Here is a 17271-nt window from a genome sequence, read left to right on the forward strand (position 1 = left end):
AACGGGAGCAGGCTCCCTCGCCACAGGTATTGAGTGCGACCCTAGAGTTGTGGGGTATCCGGGCTATCAATCTGCTCCAGCATCCACTTCACAAAGTCCCTAACCTTGGGCACTTCCGCCGAATGCTCGGGGTACGCCAGGTAATACGCGTCGGAACTCGGCATCGCATGCTGCCAGGGTATGACCAGTTTGCCGTCGGCCAATTCCTCTTCCACCAGAAACCGTGGCAACAGCGCCACGCCGCAGCCGACTTGCGCGGCGCGGATGCACATATAAAAGGTTTCGAAGCGTGGGCCGTGGTAGCTGTGTTCGGTGTGGTAGCCCTGGCTGTCGAACCAGTCGTGCCAGGCCTGGGGCCGGGAGGCGTTTTGCAGCAGGACCAGGTCGGTGAGTTGCGTCGGATCGGTAAACGGCGTGCCCGGCAGGCTGCCCGGCGCGCACACCGGCACCAGCTCTTCGCCGAACAGCTTCAGGCTTTCGGTGCCGGGTCGCGAGCCCTGGCCGAAGTAGAACGCCAGGTCGCTGCGACCTTGCAACAGGTCGTCGGCTTCCTGCTCGCTGCACAAATCGAGGTGAATCGACGGATGACGCAGGCGCCAGCCTTTCAGGCGCGGCACCAGCCAGCGTGCGCCGAAGGTCGGCGGTGTTGAGACGCGCAGGACTTCGGTGTCACCGCCGTAGGAACGCAGGTAGTGGGTCGACATCTCGACCTGCGTGAGGATTTTTCGTACCTCCACCAGGTACAAATCACCGGCAGGGGTCATTTGCAGGCGTCGGCGCACCCGGCGGAACAGCAGGTGCTGCAACAACTCTTCGAGTTGCGCGACCTGTTTGCTGACGGCGCTCTGGGTCAGGTTCAGCTCTTCAGCGGCCCGGGTGAAGCTCAAATGCCGGGTCACGGCCTCGAAACACTGCAATGCGGTGATCGACGGCAAGTAGCGTTTATTCAGCATGGGTGGTCCTTTTTCTTGTATCTCTATGCTTTTCTTAACCGACAGATGCGAAGCATGAATAAACGGAATGATATCTCGCTTAATGGTCGTTTGTTGGCTCGTCTCGGGGGCGCTACAACTACAGGTCTGATCAGCCGTGAAATTCCGGCTGCACGATTTCCGTTTTCTGCTTGAGGAATGACCCATGGTTGCCGCATTGCTTGATCGTCTTGGTGTGAACCCGGCCCTGTACCAGAACGGCAAAGTGCCCGTGCATTCGCCGATCGATGGCAGCCAGATCGCTGCCGTGAACTGGGAAGGTGCCGCTGAAGTCGAGCAACACATCAGTCGCGCAGATCATGCGTTCGAATTGTGGCGCAAGGTCCCGGCACCGCGCCGTGGCGAACTGGTGCGCCAACTGGGCGATATCCTGCGTGAATACAAGGCCGATCTCGGTGAGCTGGTCTCCTGGGAAGCCGGCAAGATCACCCAGGAAGGCCTGGGCGAAGTTCAGGAAATGATCGACATCTGCGACTTCGCCGTCGGCCTGTCCCGCCAGTTGTACGGCTTGACCATCGCGTCCGAGCGTCCTGGCCACCACATGCGCGAAACCTGGCATCCGCTGGGCGTTGTCGGCGTGATCAGTGCGTTCAACTTCCCGGTTGCGGTCTGGGCCTGGAACACCACGCTGGCGCTGGTTTGCGGTAACCCGGTGATCTGGAAACCGTCGGAAAAAACCCCACTGACCGCATTGGCCTGCCAGGCACTGTTCGACCGCGTGCTGAAAAACTTCTCCGACGCACCGCCGCACCTGAGCCAAGTCATCATTGGCGGCCGCGATGCCGGCGAAGCGCTGGTCGATGATCCGCGTGTCGCGCTGATCAGCGCCACCGGCAGCACCCGCATGGGCCGTGAAGTGGCGCCGAAAATCGCCGCGCGCTTTGCTCGCAGCATCCTTGAACTGGGCGGTAACAACGCAATGATCCTCGGCCCAAGCGCCGACCTGGACATGGCCGTTCGCGCAATCCTGTTCAGCGCCGTCGGCACCGCCGGCCAGCGTTGCACCACCCTGCGTCGCCTGATTGCCCACGAATCGGTGAAAGAAGAAATCGTCACCCGCCTGAAGGCTGCTTACTCCAAAGTGCGCATCGGCAATCCGCTGGAAGGCAACCTGATCGGTCCATTGATCGACAAAAACAGTTTCGAAAACATGCAGGAAGCGCTGGAGCAGGCTCTGAGCGAAGGCGGCCGGGTGTTTGGCGGCAAGCGTCAACTGGAAGACAAGTTCCCGAATGCCTACTACGTGTCCCCGGCCATCGTGGAAATGCCAGAACAAAGCGACGTGGTTCGCGATGAAACCTTCGCGCCGATCCTTTACGTGGTGGGTTACACCGATTTCGCTGAGGCCCTGCGCCTGAACAACGCTGTACCGCAAGGCCTGTCGTCGTGCATCTTCACCACCGACGTGCGTGAAGCCGAGCAGTTCATGTCGGCGGTGGGCAGCGACTGCGGCATCGCCAACGTCAACATCGGCCCGAGCGGCGCGGAAATCGGCGGCGCGTTTGGTGGCGAGAAAGAAACCGGCGGTGGCCGTGAATCGGGCTCCGACGCATGGCGCGGCTACATGCGCCGCCAGACCAACACCGTGAACTATTCGCTGGAGTTGCCGTTGGCGCAGGGGATTACGTTCGACTGATGGGCCTCTTCGCGGGCAAGCCTCGCTCCTACAGGGTTGTCGACGTTCCGTGATTGTGGGAACGACACTGAACTGTAGGAGCGAGGCTTGCCCGCGAAGCTTTTGCTTTGTTGTTTGTTAGGTTTCTGATTGGAGTCTGGCAATGCCGTTACGCGAAGAGTGTCTGTGGGAAAAACTGACGCCACAAAGGCCCGACAATGCGGCGCTCAAGGGTGAAGTGAAGGTCGATGTCTGCGTTATCGGCGCCGGGTTTACCGGGCTGTCGGCGGCGGTGCATTTGTTGGAGGCGGGTAAAAGCGTCTGCGTGGTGGAAGCCCATCGCGCCGGGCATGGCGGGTCTGGACGCAACGTCGGGCTGGTCAACGCCGGGATGTGGATTCCGCCGGACGAGATCGAAGCCGGGTTCGGCGAAGCGGTCGGCAGTCAACTCAACCGCATGCTCGGTGCGGCACCGTCCCTCGTGTTCAGCCTTGTGGACAAGTACAAAATCGATTGCCAATTGCGCCGCGAAGGCACGCTGCACATGGCGCACAACAGCCGTGGCGAAGCGGATTTGCGCAGTCGTGAAGAACAATGGAAACGTCGTGGCGCCCCGGTTGAGTTATTGACCGGCCAGGCCTGCGAACAAGCCACCGGGACCAAAAAGATCGCCGCCGCGTTGCTGGATCGACGTGCTGGCACGATCAACCCGATGGCCTACACCACCGGGCTGGCCAAAGCGGCCATCGCCCTCGGCGGTCAACTGTTCGATCATTCTCCGGTGACCCGACTCGAACGTCAGGGCCAAAAGTGGTCAGTGCAGACCGCGCAAGGTTCAGTACTTGCCGATCAAGTCGTGATCGCTTCCAACGCCTACACCGAAGGCGACTGGACTGAACTGCGGCGCAATTTCTTCCCCGGTTATTACTACCAAGTGGCCTCGGTCCCGCTGACCGACGACGCCGCGCAACAGATCCTGCCCGGTGGCCAGGGTTCCTGGGATACCCGCCAGGTCCTCAGCAGCATCCGTCGCGACAAAGATGGACGCCTGTTACTCGGCAGTCTCGGCAATGGCAACCAGAAACCGACCTGGTTTCTGAAAGCCTGGGCCGATCGGGTCCAACAGCATTATTTTCCCTACCTGAAACCGGTTGAATGGGAATGCACCTGGACCGGCTGCATCGCATTTACTCCCGATCACTTGATGCGCCTGTTCGAACCGGCGCCCGGTTTAGTGGCAGTCACCGGTTACAACGGCCGGGGCGTGACAACTGGCACGGTGGTCGGTAAAGCCTTTGCCGACTATTTGTGTAACGGAAATCCTCAAGCGCTACCGATTCCGTTCGCACCGATGCAGCCCCTGGCCGGTGTCGGCCTGCGCAGCTGTCTGTATGAGGCCGGTTTTTCGCTGTATCACGCAGGCCAGTGCTTGCGGATCGTGATTTGATTGTTGAAATGTGTTGCTGGAAGCGGCGCTTTTTCGCGTAGCGACTAGCCTGTAATGGTGCGGGTTGTAGCAGTACCGCACCAGCAGTGTGCACTTCGGTGACGCACGTTGTTACAGGCTGGTTGCACGTCGTTTAGTGCCGCGGTTGCAATGATGGCGCGTGCGGGTTGCGCCTTTTTAAAATAATGGTTTCACCTCCCGCGGTTTAGACGGTTGCACGCCCAATGAAAATGGGATCGAAACAGTCGAAATAACAATAAAGCAGCGACTTTTTTCAGAATAAAAAACCGATGGCACGGCCCTTGCTCTGAGCAACCAGAGAAGTCGCAGTGCCAACTAAAAAAAAACCTTGGAGCACCACCTCATGTCCCAGACGTTTTACAAGAAAGGCTTTCTGGCCCTCGCAGTGGCAACTGCGTTGGGTGTTTCTGCGTTTGCACAAGCTGATGTGAAAATCGGTGTGGCAGGTCCAATGACTGGCGCCAACGCGGCATTTGGCGAGCAGTACATGAAGGGTGCACAGGCAGCAGCCGACGCGATCAACGCATCGGGCGGCGTCAACGGGGAAAAAATCGTACTGGTGAAGGGCGATGACGCCTGCGAACCGAAACAGGCTGTGACGGTCGCCAAGGACCTGACCAACCAGAAAGTCGCTGGCGTAGTCGGTCACTTCTGCTCCTCGTCGACCATCCCGGCCTCCGAGATCTACGACGAAGCGGGCATCATCGCGATCACTCCAGGTTCCACCAACCCACAAGTTACCGAACGCGGCCTGAGCGCCATGTTCCGTATGTGCGGGCGTGACGACCAGCAAGGCATCGTGGCCGGCGACTACATCGTCGACGTGCTCAAGGGCAAGAAAGTTGCCGTACTGCACGACAAAGACACCTACGGCCAAGGCCTGGCAGATGCCACCAAGGCTCAACTGGTCAAGCGCGGCGTAACGCCAGTGCTGTACGAAGGCCTGACCCGCGGCGAGAAAGACTTCAGTGCCGTGGTTACCAAGATCCGTGCGGCCGGTGCCGACGTGGTCTACTTCGGCGGCCTGCACCCAGAGGCGGGTCCACTGGTTAAACAGCTGCGTACCGAAGGCCTGAAAGACGTGAAATTCATGTCCGATGACGGCATCGTGACCGACGAACTGGTGACCACCGCTGGCGGCCCGCAATACGTCGACGGCGTGCTGATGACTTTCGGCGCTGACCCGCGCCTGCTGCCAGACAGCAAAACTGTCGTAGACGCTTTCCGCAAAGCCGGCACCGAGCCTGAAGGTTACACCCTGTACGCCTACGCTTCGGTCCAGACCCTGGCTGCTGCCTTCAACGGCTCCAAGTCCAACAGTGGCGAAAAAGCTGCCGAATGGCTGAAGAAAAACCCGGTCAAGACCGTCATGGGCGAGAAGACCTGGGACAGCAAGGGCGACTTGAAAGTCTCCGACTACGTGGTTTACCAGTGGGACAAGGACGGCAAATACCACCAGCTGGAAAAACAGAAGTGATATGACCTGCTGATTTGCCCGGCGCCTTGTGCGCCGGGCAGTCAAAGAACATGTCCGTGCAGTACCTGTCTTTTCTCGTAGAGCTGCACATAACCGTGTTGCACTGGTGGCTGAACCCCGGTCCGTTGCAACCCGCTTCTGTGCAGTCTCTCAAATGCGTGAGATTGCGTTATGGATGGTATTTTCCTGCAGCAACTGGTCAACGGCCTGACCCTCGGGTCGGTCTATGGCCTGATCGCCATCGGCTACACAATGGTCTATGGCATCATCGGCATGATCAACTTCGCCCACGGCGAGGTTTACATGATTTCCGCTTACCTCGCGGCAATCAGTCTGGCTCTGCTGGCTTACTTCGGTATTGAATCCTTCCCTCTGCTGATGCTCGGCACACTGGTCTTCACCATCATCGTCACGGCGGTGTATGGCTGGGTCATCGAGCGCGTCGCCTACAAACCGCTGCGCAACTCCACACGACTGGCACCGCTGATCAGCGCCATCGGTATTTCCCTGATCCTGCAAAACTACGCACAGATCGCCCAGGGCGCTCGCCAACAGGGTGTTCCAACCCTGCTGACCGGTGCATGGCGCGTTGAAGTGGGCACTGGCTTCGTCCAGCTGACCTACACCAAGATCTTCATTCTGGTGGCAGCGTTCGTCGGCATGGGCCTGCTGACCTATGTCATCAAGTACACCAAGCTCGGCCGCATGTGCCGCGCCACCCAGCAAGACCGCAAGATGGCCTCGATTCTGGGGATCAACACCGACCGCGTGATTTCCTACGTGTTCATCATCGGTGCAGCAATGGCGGCCCTCGCCGGCGTACTGATCACCATGAACTACGGCACGTTCGACTTCTATGCAGGCTTCGTTATCGGGATCAAGGCGTTCACCGCCGCGGTACTCGGTGGCATCGGTTCGCTGCCTGGCGCGATGCTCGGCGGGATCATCCTCGGGATTTCCGAGTCGCTGTTCTCTGGTCTGGTGAACTCGGACTACAAAGACGTTTTCAGCTTCTCGCTGCTCGTTCTCGTTCTGGTCTTTCGGCCCCAAGGCCTGCTCGGCCGTCCTCTTGTGTCGAAGGTGTAAGCGATGTCTTCAACCACTAAAAAAACCATTGATCTCAAAAGAAGCCTGGTTGACGCGATTCTTGCCGGCCTCGTTGCCCTGATTGTGTTCGGCCCGATTGTCGGCGTGGTCCTCGACGGCTACGGCTTCAACCTGCAACCGACACGGGTGGCGTGGATTGTCGCCATCGTCATGGCTGGCCGCTTTGCCTTGAGCCTGTTCCTGCAAACCCCCAAGGGCCTGAGAATCCTCGAAGGCTTTGAAAGCACCGGCTCCGGGGTTCATGTACTGCCACCCGATTACAAAACCCGTTTGCGCTGGATTGTGCCGCTGGTGATCGTTATCGCCGTGGTGTTTCCGTTCTTCTCCAACTCCTACCTGCTGGGCGTGGTCATCCTCGGGTTGATCTACGTGTTGCTGGGCCTGGGGCTGAACATCGTGGTCGGCCTGGCCGGCCTGCTCGACCTCGGTTACGTGGCGTTCTACGCCATCGGCGCCTATGGCTTGGCGCTCGGTTACCAATACCTCGGTCTGGGTTTCTGGACGGTGCTGCCGCTGGCGGCGATTACCGCTGGCCTGGCCGGTTGCATCCTCGGTTTCCCTGTGTTGCGCCTGCACGGCGATTACCTGGCGATCGTGACCCTGGGCTTCGGTGAAATCATTCGCTTGGTCCTCAACAACTGGCTGTCCCTGACCGGCGGCCCGAACGGCATGCCGGCGCCATTGCCGACGTTCTTCGGTCTGGAGTTTGGCAAACGCGCGAAGGACGGCGGGGTGCCTTTCCATGAGTTCTTCGGTATCGCCTACAACCCGGACGTGAAGTATTACTTCATCTACGCGGTGTTGTTCCTGGTGGTTCTGGCCGTGCTGTACATCAAGCATCGCCTGGTCAAGATGCCGGTCGGCCGCGCCTGGGAAGCCCTGCGTGAAGATGAAATCGCTTGCCGCTCCATGGGCCTGAACCACGTACTGGTCAAGCTCTCGGCGTTCACCATCGGCGCATCGACTGCCGGTTTGGCGGGTGTGTTCTTCGCGACCTATCAAGGCTTCGTCAACCCGACTTCGTTCACCTTCTTCGAATCGGCCCTGATCCTCGCCATCGTGGTACTCGGCGGCATGGGCTCGACCATCGGTGTGGTCATCGCGGCGTTCGTGCTGACGGTTGCCCCGGAACTGTTGCGTGGCTTCGCGGAATACCGCGTGCTGCTGTTCGGCATCCTGATGGTGTTGATGATGATCTGGCGACCGCGCGGCCTGATTCGAATCAGCCGTACCGGTGTGACCCCGCGTAAAGGAGTAGCGCCATGAGCGAAGTCGTACTCTCGGTCGAGAAGCTGATGATGCACTTCGGCGGCATCAAGGCGTTGAGCGATGTCAGCCTCAAAGTCCACCGCAACTCGATCTTCGCCCTGATCGGCCCCAACGGCGCTGGCAAGACCACCGTGTTCAACTGCCTGACCGGTTTCTACAAGGCCTCGGGAGGCAAGATCGAACTCAGTGTGCGCGGCGAGAAGACCAACGTTATCCAGTTGCTGGGTGAATCGTTCAAACCGGTGGATTTCGTTTCACCGAAATCCTTCTTCAGTCGTATGTACTACAAGATGTTCGGCGGCACCCACCTGGTGAACCGGGCCGGCCTGGCGCGGACCTTCCAGAACATTCGCCTGTTCAAGGAAATGTCGGTGCTGGAAAACCTGCTGGTGGCCCAACACATGTGGGTCAACCGCAACATGCTGGCGGGCATCCTCAACACCAAGGGTTACCGCAAGGCCGAAAGCGATGCGCTGGATCATGCGTTCTACTGGCTGGAAGTGGTCGACCTGGTGGACTGTGCCAACCGTCTGGCTGGCGAACTGTCTTACGGCCAGCAACGCCGTCTGGAAATTGCCCGCGCCATGTGCACGCGGCCGCAGATTATCTGCCTCGACGAACCGGCCGCCGGCCTCAACCCTCAGGAAACCGAAGCGCTGAGCGCGATGATCCGGCTGCTGCGCGACGAGCACGATCTGACCGTGGTGCTGATCGAACACGACATGGGCATGGTAATGAGCATTTCCGACCACATCGTGGTGCTGGACCACGGCATCGTCATCGCCGAGGGCGGGCCTGATGCCATTCGTAACGACCCGAAAGTGATTGCGGCCTACCTCGGCGCTGATGAAGAGGAAGTGGTGCTATGAGCCAACCCATCCTCGAACTGAAGGATCTGGACGTGTTTTACGGGCCTATCCAGGCCCTGAAGAAAGTCTCGCTGCACATCAACGAAGGCGAAACCGTCAGCCTGATCGGCTCCAACGGTGCCGGCAAGTCGACCCTGCTGATGTCGATCTTCGGCCAGCCCCGGGCGGCTGACGGGCAGATCATCTACCAGGGTGTGGACATCACCCACAAATCGTCCCACTACATCGCGTCCCACGGCATTGCGCAGTCGCCGGAAGGGCGGCGGGTGTTCCCCGACATGACCGTCGAGGAAAACCTGCTGATGGGCACGATTCCAATTGGTGACAAGTACGCCAAGGAAGACATGCAGCGCATGTTCGAGCTGTTTCCGCGCCTCGAAGAACGACGTACCCAGCGGGCCATGACCATGTCCGGCGGCGAGCAGCAGATGCTCGCCATCGCGCGTGCACTGATGAGCCGGCCCAAGCTGTTGCTGCTCGACGAACCAAGCCTGGGCCTGGCGCCGATCGTGGTGAAACAGATCTTCGCGACCCTGCGGGAACTGGCGAAAACCGGCATGACCATCTTCCTGGTCGAGCAGAACGCCAACCATGCGCTGAAACTCTCGGATCGGGCGTACGTGATGGTCAACGGCGAGATCCGCCTCACAGGCACCGGCAAGGAGCTGCTGGTGAATGAGGAAGTGCGGAACGCTTATCTCGGCGGGCACTGATTCTTTGCAGATGTAATCCACAGCCCCGACGAGCAATCGCCGGGGCTTTTTTACATCCTAAGAACACTACAAATCCCTGTGGGAGCGGGCTTGCTCGCGAAGGCGGCGTTTCAGCCACTTTGATGCTGGATGTGCCGCCGCCTTCGCGAGCAAGCCCGCTCCCACAGGTGTCTGTGGTGTGCTTTCGGGAAATTGTGGAAAACAATATTCACAAGCTCTCAAACCGCGACATAAAGCCGCTGCAAATAGTTGTTTTGTCACAGTTTTGACTTGTCCCCGTTTGCTGTGGAGCTGGCTGTGAATAACGTGGGAGTAGCTGGCTGAACGCCTTTAAAACCGTGGCTTTCAGGCGTGTAGTTGTTTTTTGATCAGGCGTTTTTCCCTGGGCATGAGCCGCCGTTGTCAACCTTTTTGTTGTGGGTCAAAAGTGCCAGATCCGAGGTGTGCCAGCCTGTGGATAAGTCTGTGGTTAAACTCTGGAAAGACTCGGCTGAGGGCCGTCGTTGCTGGCTTGGCGCCATCGTCGGTTTGTGCGGCGGATCGTGCAAAATGCCATGGGCTACACGGTGGCCTCTTGAGGGTCAAGCAAAAAAGTTTCTATTCTGCTCGCAAAGCCTTATACACAGCGGCTTCCAGCTTTTGCACTTGCCCCCAAAGACTGTGGACCGGCCTGTGGATAACGTGCGCGCACATGGCTGCAAGCCACGGCGGACAAGGCGTGGCTGTGGTTGGTTGTTTTTCGTACACATGCGCGGTTTTTGTAGCAGCTGGCGGAGCCTGCGTTCGGCTGCGCAGCAGTCGTAATCCATGCAACGCTACTTTCACTGTTGATCCGTATTGGGCGACTGCTGCGCAGCCGAACGCAGGCTTCGCCAGCTGCTACAGGGATTGTCGATGGCCCATCGAGTTGTGCTGGTTGCCGGTAAGGGCGAGGCCGGGCATGCTGGCTGCTGATTTTCTATTCCAATGGCTGATGATCAGCCGAAGCAAGGAGAACACGATGTCCAACACCCTGTTTATCACCGGCGCGACGTCCGGTTTTGGCGAAGCCTGTGCCCGTCGTTTTGCCGAGGCTGGCTGGAAACTGGTGCTGACTGGCCGTCGTGAAGAGCGCCTCAACGCCCTGTGCGCCGAGTTGTCGAAGCAGACTGAGGTGCATGGCCTGGTGCTCGACGTGCGTGACCGCAAGGCCATGGAGGAGGCGATTGCCAACCTGCCGCCATCCTTCGCCAAGCTGCGCGGGCTGATCAACAACGCAGGCCTGGCCCTGGGCGTAGACCCGGCGCCCAAGTGTGATCTGGACGACTGGGACACCATGGTCGATACCAACATCAAAGGCCTGATGTACAGCACTCGGCTGCTGCTGCCGCGCCTGATCGCCCATGGTCGTGGCGCGGGCATCGTCAACCTCGGCTCCATCGCCGGCAACTACCCGTACCCGGGCAGCCACGTGTATGGCGCGAGCAAGGCGTTCGTCAAACAGTTCTCCCTGAACCTGCGCTGCGACCTGCAAGGCACTGGCGTGCGCGTCAGCAACATCGAACCAGGCCTGTGCGAGAGCGAGTTCTCCCTGGTGCGTTTCGCTGGTGACCAGGAGCGTTACAACGCCACCTACGCTGGTGCCGAGCCGATCCAGCCACAGGACATTGCCGACACCATTTTCTGGGTCTTGAATGCGCCAGCGCACATCAACATCAACAGCCTGGAACTGATGCCGGTGAGCCAGACCTGGGCGGGTTTTTCGATTGAGCGAAATGGTGGCAAGGCGTAATTGTGGCGAGGGGGCTTGCCCCCGTTGGGCTGCGTAGCAGCCCCTAAGCCAAGCGCATCGGTTTGCCAGATATGCCGCATTCTCAGGTTTGCGGCTGCTGCGCAGCCGAACGGGGGCAAGCCCCCTCGCCACAAAACCGGGCAAAACAGCGCATAAGGTAGACTCCTCCCCCAACAACCCCACCGCACCCCGCGGTTTTCAAGGTTTTCAGAGGAGGCTACGTGAGTAACCGAGGTGAGCAGTCGCTGCTCAAACAATCGACGATCCTGATGTTCGCCGTGGCGATCGCCGGGATCGTTACCGGTTTTATTTCGGGCGCCCAATCCATCCTGTTCGATGGTTTCTTCTCGTTGATCGCGACCTTTATCAAGGTCCTGATGCTGATCACCGCCAAATTGATCGCCAAGGAAAGCAACCACCGCTTCCAGTTCGGTTTCTGGCATCTGGAGCCGATGGTGTTGCTGATCGAAGGCAGTTTCCTGTTTCTGATCGCGATCTACGCCTTTCTCAACGGTGTGTTCGGCATTATCAATGGCGGCCGTGAAATCGAGCTGGGGCTGGTGATCATCTACGCGGCGGTGTTTACCGTTGTCGAGTTCGCGTACTTCTTTTACGTGCGCCATCGCAATCGCAAGCTCAAATCCACGCTGATCCAGTTCGACAACATCAGTTGGCTGGTGGACGCGATGCTCTCGGTGGGCCTGCTGGTGAGTTTCCTCACCGCGCTGCTGCTCAAGTCCCAGGGGTACGGCCAGTGGGCGGTGTACGTCGACCCATTGATCCTGATTCTGTTGGCGCTAAGCATGTTGCCACCGGCCTTCAAAATCCTGCGTCCGGCGCTACGCGACGTGTTGGGAATAGTGCCGGATCAACTGAATGACAAAGTGCGTCAGGTGATGGACGCGGCCAAGGTCGAGCATGGTTTCGACGACTACATCTCTTACGTGCAGAAGCACGGACGGGCGCGGTTTATCGAGATTCATGTGGTGTTGCCGGCGGATTACCGACTGGAAAGCGTGGGGCAACTGGATGTGTTGCGCGAGGATATTTCCGCGAAGTTGGGTCAGGCGGATGCGGCACGATGGCTGACCATCAGTTTTACCGGGGACAGGAAGTGGATTGCGTGATCAATAGGTGATCGTTTTGAGGGCCTCTTCGCGGGCAAGCCTCGCTCCTACAGGTTATGTGTCGTCCGCATTATCGCGTTCAAACATAATTCCTGTAGGAGCGAGGCTCGCCCGCGAAAGCAATCTGTCAGTCAGCGCAAATACTCGACCAACCCGCGATAACAAGTCGCCAAATGATAAGGCGTGGTCGAAGGCATGTCCTTGCGACTCACTTCGCCCACGGCATCACGACACTCATACCAGCCACCCTCATGCAGGAACTGCTGCTGCAACGCCTGCAATTGGCGCAGCACCGCTACTTCGCTGCTCGGCCGCAAGGTCAGCGCCCGCAGATACTCGGCCTGGGCCCAGATTCTCTCCGTGCCATCCTTCGGGCAGCCATCCAGATCGAGCATTGCCCGAACCGCGCCGGTCTGTGGATCGACACCCAATTGCTCAGTAAACGCAAAAGCGCGATCCAGAGAAGCATGCAGCGCCGATCCACGCAGCAATGGCGAGGATTCCAGCAGGAAATACCATTCGAATTGATGCCCAGGTTCGAACCAGTTATCCACAGCCCCGAGGGGTTTTTCCATCAGCACGCCGGTCTGCGGATCGATGAAGTGCTTCTGCATCGCTGTGCATAACTCGACGAGTGCGCCTTGGGCGGCAGCGTCTTCGCGAACGGAAAGGGTCGCGAGGAAGGCTTCGGCCAAATGCATCAGCGGGTTCTGCAATGGTCCGGTCTGGAGCGAGGACCAGTCGCGCTCAAGGCACGCTTCGTACAGACCGTCGTCCGTGGCGAAGCGTTGGGCTACAACTTCCAGTGCGGCGTTGAGCACCGACTCGACCAGCGGTTCACGCACCTTGTCCCAGTAATGGGCACAGGCGAACAGGATGAAGGCGTGGGTGTAGAGGTCTTTGCGCTGGTCCAGCGGCGCGCCTTGCGGGTCGATGCTGTAGAACCAGCCGCCGTGCTCGGCATCGTGGAAATGCTGCTGCAAGGAACGGAACAGCGCCGCCGCACGTTCCTGAGCTGCCGGCACCTGGCCGATCAGGCTCGAGAATAGATACAGCTGACGGGCGCAGGCCATGGCGCGATAGCGTTGCGGTGGCAAAGGTTGATGCCCGGCGTCCAGCGCTTCATATGGCAGCGCCATCTCGGCATTCCAGCCGGGGCCTTGCCAGAGCGGCACGATCACGTCCAGGAAGTGTTGTTGCACCGAGGCGAACAGGGCGGTCAATTCAGGCTGGGAGGCAGAGCGGGAAACAGGTGGCATTGGCTGGCGTCGTCACGGCAGGGGCGATTGCGCGACATGTTAGCAGCCTGAGAGAGGCGGTGTCTGTCAGGCCGCCTTCGCGAGCAGGCTCGCTCCCACATGGGAACGCATTCCAATGTAGGAGCGAGGCTTGCCCGCGAAGAGGCCAGAACAGCCAACAAAGAATCAGCCCGCGAGCAACCAAACCCCAGTCGCCGCCGAAGCCGCACCCGCCATACGAATCAACGGCGCCGCCGCTTGCGGCAGAACACGAACCACCGCGTAACCCAAACCATGCAACGCCGCAGTCGCCGCCACAAATCCTGCGGCATACGCCCAAGGGCTCGACATGTCCGGCAATTCCAGACCGTGGGCCACGCCATGGAACAACGCAAACAACGCCGTCGCGCCAACGGCCACGCTCAACGGCGGACGCACTGCCAGCGCCACAGCCAGGCCCAGCGCCAGCACCGACGCGGCAATCCCGCTTTCCATTGCCGGCAGGTTCAGTCCTTCAAAACCCAGCAAACCGCCGATCAACATGGTGCCGACGAACGTGCACGGCAGCGCCCAACGCGCCGCGCCTTTTTGCTGCGCTGCCCACAAACCCACGGCGACCATCGCCAGCAAGTGGTCGATGCCGCCAATCGGGTGGCTGATGCCGGCGATCAAACCATTGTCGCCATGGCCCGGGTGGGCGAAAGCGATAGCCGGAGTAAGCAGCAGGGCCAGGGCGCCCAGGATGCGTTTCAGTGTCATGGATAAGCTTCCTTGTTGATAAGTCGTGATCAGGCTGCGGTCAGCAGGCCCTGGCGTTCGATGAAGGCGATGATGTCTTCCAGGCCCAGGCCGGTCTTCTGGTTGCTGAAGACGAACGGCTTGCCGTTGCGCATGCGCTTGGTGTCGCTGTCCATCAGTTCCAGCGAGGCGCCCACCAGTGGCGCGAGGTCGACCTTGTTGATCACCAGCAGATCGGATTTGCAGATCCCCGGCCCGCCCTTGCGCGGCAACTTGTCGCCGGCCGAAACGTCGATCACATATATCGTCAGGTCCGACAGCTCCGGGCTGAAGGTCGCCGAAAGGTTGTCGCCACCGGACTCGACGATGATCAGGTCCAGTCCTGGAAAGCGCCGGTTCAACTGATCCACGGCTTCAAGGTTGATCGAAGCGTCTTCGCGGATCGCGGTGTGCGGGCAGCCGCCGGTTTCCACGCCGATGATCCGTTCTGGCGCCAGGGCTTCATTGCGCACCAGAAAATCGGCGTCTTCGCGGGTGTAGATGTCGTTGGTCACGACGGCCAGGTTGTAGCGATCGCGCAGGGCCAGGCACAGGGCCAGGGTCAGGGCGGTTTTGCCGGAACCGACCGGGCCGCCGATGCCGACGCGCAGAGGTTGTGTGTTCATATGATTCTCCAAAATAAAAGGCCCTAAGAACGGAACAGGCGGCTGTACTGGCGCTCATGGGCCATGCACGCCAGGGACAGGCCGAACGCGGCGCTGCCATAGTGTTCGGGATCGATTCGGGTGGCGTTGTGCTGGGCTTCCTGCAACAGCGGCAGCAACTGACTGGTCAAGCGCTGGGCGGCTTGCTGGCCCAGGGGCAGGGTTTTCATCAACACCGCCAATTGGTTTTCCAGCCAGCTCCAGAGCCACGCGGCCAAAGCGTCTTGCGGACTGATGCCCCAAGCGCGAGCGGCCAGGGCCCAGCCGAGGGCCAGGTGCGGTTCGGGACGTTGTTCGAGAAAGGCCCGGGCCGGCGCGTCGAGTTCCGGCAAACCGTTGAGCAGTTGCTGCAACGAATAGCCCATCTGCCGACTTTCCTGATGCAACTCGCGGGTTTCGCGGCTGGCGCGATGTTCCTCGCAGCGTTGCAGCAATTCGGCCCAGTTATCGTGCGAGGCGGCCACGCAATGGGCGAGCAGCAGCGGCGCTTCGAAGCGGGCGAGGTTCAGCAACAACTGATCGCTGATCCAGCGCCGGGCGCTGTCGGCATCCGTCACGCGGCCGTTATCCACAGCCATTTCCAAACCTTGGGAATAGCTGTAGCCGCCAATCGGCAACTGCGGACTGGCCAGGCGCAGCAGCGCCCAGGCTGGGTTCATAGACGTACGCCGAACTGGTGCAGCTTCGGCGGATAGTTGAAGTCTTCGTCACCGTGGCGCGAGTGGTGATGGCCGCCACCGTAGGCACCGTGTTCCGGCTGGAACGGCGCTTCTATGTTTTCGACCTTGGCATCCAGCTGTTCGAGCATGGCCTTGAGCACGTAATCGTCGAGCAGGCGCAACCAGCCGTCACCAACTTGCAGGGCCACGTGGCGGTTACCGAGGTGATAGGCGGCGCGGGTCAGTTCGAACGCATTGGCGCAGGTGACGTGCAGCAGTTGTTCGGGGCGGGCGCAGACGCGGACGATGCGTCCGTCTTCGGCCTGGAGACACTCGCCGTCATACAGCGGTGGCTGGCCGCGCTCCAAAAACAACCCGACGTCTTCCTGCTCGGCACTGAAACAGCGCAAGCGGCTTTTGCTCCGGGCTTCGAAGGTCAGGTGCAACTCGGCGGCCCAGACGGGTTGAGGGTCGATTCTGCGGTGAATCACCAGCATCGGAAAGCTTCCAGCAAAGGACAATGCTCAGGCTAGAGCAAGGGGCTTGCCAATCGGGCGATACGTAGGAAAACCCTGTCGGAGAGTAGTAGTTGTTGCAGGATGTTGCAGTGTTTTGAGTCATGTTGGTGCGTGAAGGATTCTTCATGCACCAAATGTGGGAGCGGGCTTGTGTGGCGAGGGGGCTTGCCCCCGTTCGGCTGCGAAGCAGTCGTAAAATCTGAGAGGCGCGGTGCTCTGATAGGACGCGAGGGAGCGCTGCGCACTCCAACTGGGGCAAGCCCCCTCGCCACACAAGCTCGCTCCCACAGGGTTTATTCCGTGCTGCCGAGACCTTGCCAATGCTTGAGGCCGATGAAGATAAATCGCAGCTGCTGAGTGATTTTGGCCTGAGGCGTCAGGTGCTCGGGCAACGCTTCAAGCGGCGGATCGATGATATCCGGCAAGGTCGCAAACACACTTTTAACAATCAGGTCAGCCATCACGCTCAGCCCGGCAATGTCCAGATGCTGCAACTTGGGCATCAATGACAAATCCGCCGCGAGGTCGGAGCTGATATCTTCGCGCAAGCGGCCAATGGCCTGGCGCACCGGTAGCGAGCCACCGTACTGCTCGCGGGCGAGAAACAGGAATTGCGAACGGTTGGCGCTGACCACATCGAGAAAGATCCGCACCGACGCATCAATAATGCCGCCCATGACGAATTCGTTGTGGCGGACCAGGCGGATGGTTTCGCGGAAGGTCTGGCCGACTTCACTGACCAGCACCAGGCCCAGTTCGTCCATATCGGCAAAGTGCCGGTAGAAACCGGTGGGCACGATCCCGGCGGTTTTCGCCACTTCGCGCAGGCTCAGGCTGCCGAATCCTCGGCCGCATTCCATCAAATGGCGGGCGGCGTCCATCAGGGCGTTGCGGGTCTGTTGTTTCTGTTCGGCGCGGGGCAGCATCGCAAGGGTGTTTTCTGGAGAGGACAGCGGCGCACTCTAGCAAATCGGCTTTGCCGGCGTCGAACGGGGATCGGGGGTCA

General features: G+C 59.8%; 16 protein-coding genes. 9 read left to right on the forward strand and 7 right to left on the reverse strand.

Annotation, left to right across the window (positions count from 1 at the left end):
* Positions 1–41: 41 nt before the first annotated feature.
* The gene (locus ACIOYV_RS24610) at positions 42–953 is read right to left on the reverse strand and encodes a LysR family transcriptional regulator (RefSeq protein ID WP_401327774.1); all 912 of its coding nucleotides are present in this window, start codon (positions 951–953) and stop codon (positions 42–44) included.
* A gap of 184 nt (positions 954–1137) precedes the next feature.
* Here ACIOYV_RS24610 and ACIOYV_RS24615 point away from each other — a divergent pair, with 184 nt between their 5' ends.
* The 9 genes from ACIOYV_RS24615 to ACIOYV_RS24655 all read left to right on the forward strand — a co-directional run bounded on the left by ACIOYV_RS24615 (position 1138) and on the right by ACIOYV_RS24655 (position 12408).
* Complete coding sequence (locus ACIOYV_RS24615; protein ID WP_054044088.1) at positions 1138–2628, forward strand: aldehyde dehydrogenase family protein; 1491 nt, start codon at positions 1138–1140, stop codon at positions 2626–2628.
* 142 nt (positions 2629–2770) lie between these two features.
* Positions 2771–4054: an NAD(P)/FAD-dependent oxidoreductase gene (locus ACIOYV_RS24620; RefSeq protein WP_401327777.1), complete on the forward strand. Its 1284-nt coding sequence runs from the start codon at positions 2771–2773 to the stop codon at positions 4052–4054.
* Between the two features lie 364 nt (positions 4055–4418).
* Entirely contained in the window at positions 4419–5552 is a 1134-nt protein-coding gene (locus ACIOYV_RS24625) for a branched-chain amino acid ABC transporter substrate-binding protein (RefSeq protein WP_054044086.1), read from the forward strand.
* A gap of 171 nt (positions 5553–5723) precedes the next feature.
* Complete coding sequence (locus tag ACIOYV_RS24630) at positions 5724–6638, forward strand: ABC transporter permease subunit (RefSeq protein WP_054044085.1); 915 nt, start codon at positions 5724–5726, stop codon at positions 6636–6638.
* Positions 6639–6641: 3 nt separating this feature from the next.
* The gene (gene livM / locus ACIOYV_RS24635) at positions 6642–7925 is read left to right on the forward strand and encodes a high-affinity branched-chain amino acid ABC transporter permease LivM (RefSeq protein WP_265042737.1); all 1284 of its coding nucleotides are present in this window, start codon (positions 6642–6644) and stop codon (positions 7923–7925) included.
* Positions 7922–8797, forward strand: coding sequence for an ATP-binding cassette domain-containing protein (locus ACIOYV_RS24640; protein WP_054044083.1), 876 nt, complete (start codon positions 7922–7924; stop codon positions 8795–8797). The genes livM and ACIOYV_RS24640 overlap by 4 nt, the downstream gene beginning before the upstream one ends.
* Entirely contained in the window at positions 8794–9510 is a 717-nt protein-coding gene (locus tag ACIOYV_RS24645) for an ABC transporter ATP-binding protein (protein WP_123513958.1), read from the forward strand. The genes ACIOYV_RS24640 and ACIOYV_RS24645 overlap by 4 nt, the downstream gene beginning before the upstream one ends.
* Before the next feature lie 1000 nt (positions 9511–10510).
* Complete coding sequence (locus ACIOYV_RS24650; protein ID WP_054044081.1) at positions 10511–11281, forward strand: SDR family oxidoreductase; 771 nt, start codon at positions 10511–10513, stop codon at positions 11279–11281.
* A gap of 221 nt (positions 11282–11502) precedes the next feature.
* Complete coding sequence (locus tag ACIOYV_RS24655) at positions 11503–12408, forward strand: cation diffusion facilitator family transporter (RefSeq protein WP_163908038.1); 906 nt, start codon at positions 11503–11505, stop codon at positions 12406–12408.
* 131 nt (positions 12409–12539) lie between these two features.
* Here ACIOYV_RS24655 and ACIOYV_RS24660 read toward each other — a convergent pair whose 3' ends face one another.
* From ACIOYV_RS24660 to ACIOYV_RS24685, 6 genes are all read right to left on the reverse strand, one after another.
* Positions 12540–13667: an AGE family epimerase/isomerase gene (locus ACIOYV_RS24660; RefSeq protein ID WP_401327784.1), complete on the reverse strand. Its 1128-nt coding sequence runs from the start codon at positions 13665–13667 to the stop codon at positions 12540–12542.
* A 165-nt stretch (positions 13668–13832) separates the two neighbouring features.
* Positions 13833–14405: a HupE/UreJ family protein gene (locus ACIOYV_RS24665; protein ID WP_401327787.1), complete on the reverse strand. Its 573-nt coding sequence runs from the start codon at positions 14403–14405 to the stop codon at positions 13833–13835.
* 29 nt (positions 14406–14434) lie between these two features.
* On the reverse strand, positions 14435–15049 hold the full coding sequence (ureG, locus tag ACIOYV_RS24670) for an urease accessory protein UreG (protein WP_123402399.1): 615 nt from the start codon (positions 15047–15049) through the stop codon (positions 14435–14437).
* A gap of 23 nt (positions 15050–15072) precedes the next feature.
* On the reverse strand, positions 15073–15747 hold the full coding sequence (locus tag ACIOYV_RS24675; RefSeq protein ID WP_265042745.1) for an urease accessory protein UreF: 675 nt from the start codon (positions 15745–15747) through the stop codon (positions 15073–15075).
* Positions 15744–16244, reverse strand: coding sequence for an urease accessory protein UreE (ureE, locus tag ACIOYV_RS24680; protein WP_054044075.1), 501 nt, complete (start codon positions 16242–16244; stop codon positions 15744–15746). The genes ACIOYV_RS24675 and ureE overlap by 4 nt, the downstream gene beginning before the upstream one ends.
* A 314-nt stretch (positions 16245–16558) precedes the next feature.
* Complete coding sequence (locus ACIOYV_RS24685; RefSeq protein WP_054044074.1) at positions 16559–17191, reverse strand: TetR family transcriptional regulator; 633 nt, start codon at positions 17189–17191, stop codon at positions 16559–16561.
* Between the last annotated feature and the right edge of the window lie 80 nt (positions 17192–17271).

Origin of the sequence: Pseudomonas sp. NPDC087342 (assembly GCF_044744265.1) — a bacterium.
GTDB classification, from domain to species: Bacteria; Pseudomonadota; Gammaproteobacteria; order Pseudomonadales; family Pseudomonadaceae; genus Aquipseudomonas; species Aquipseudomonas nunensis.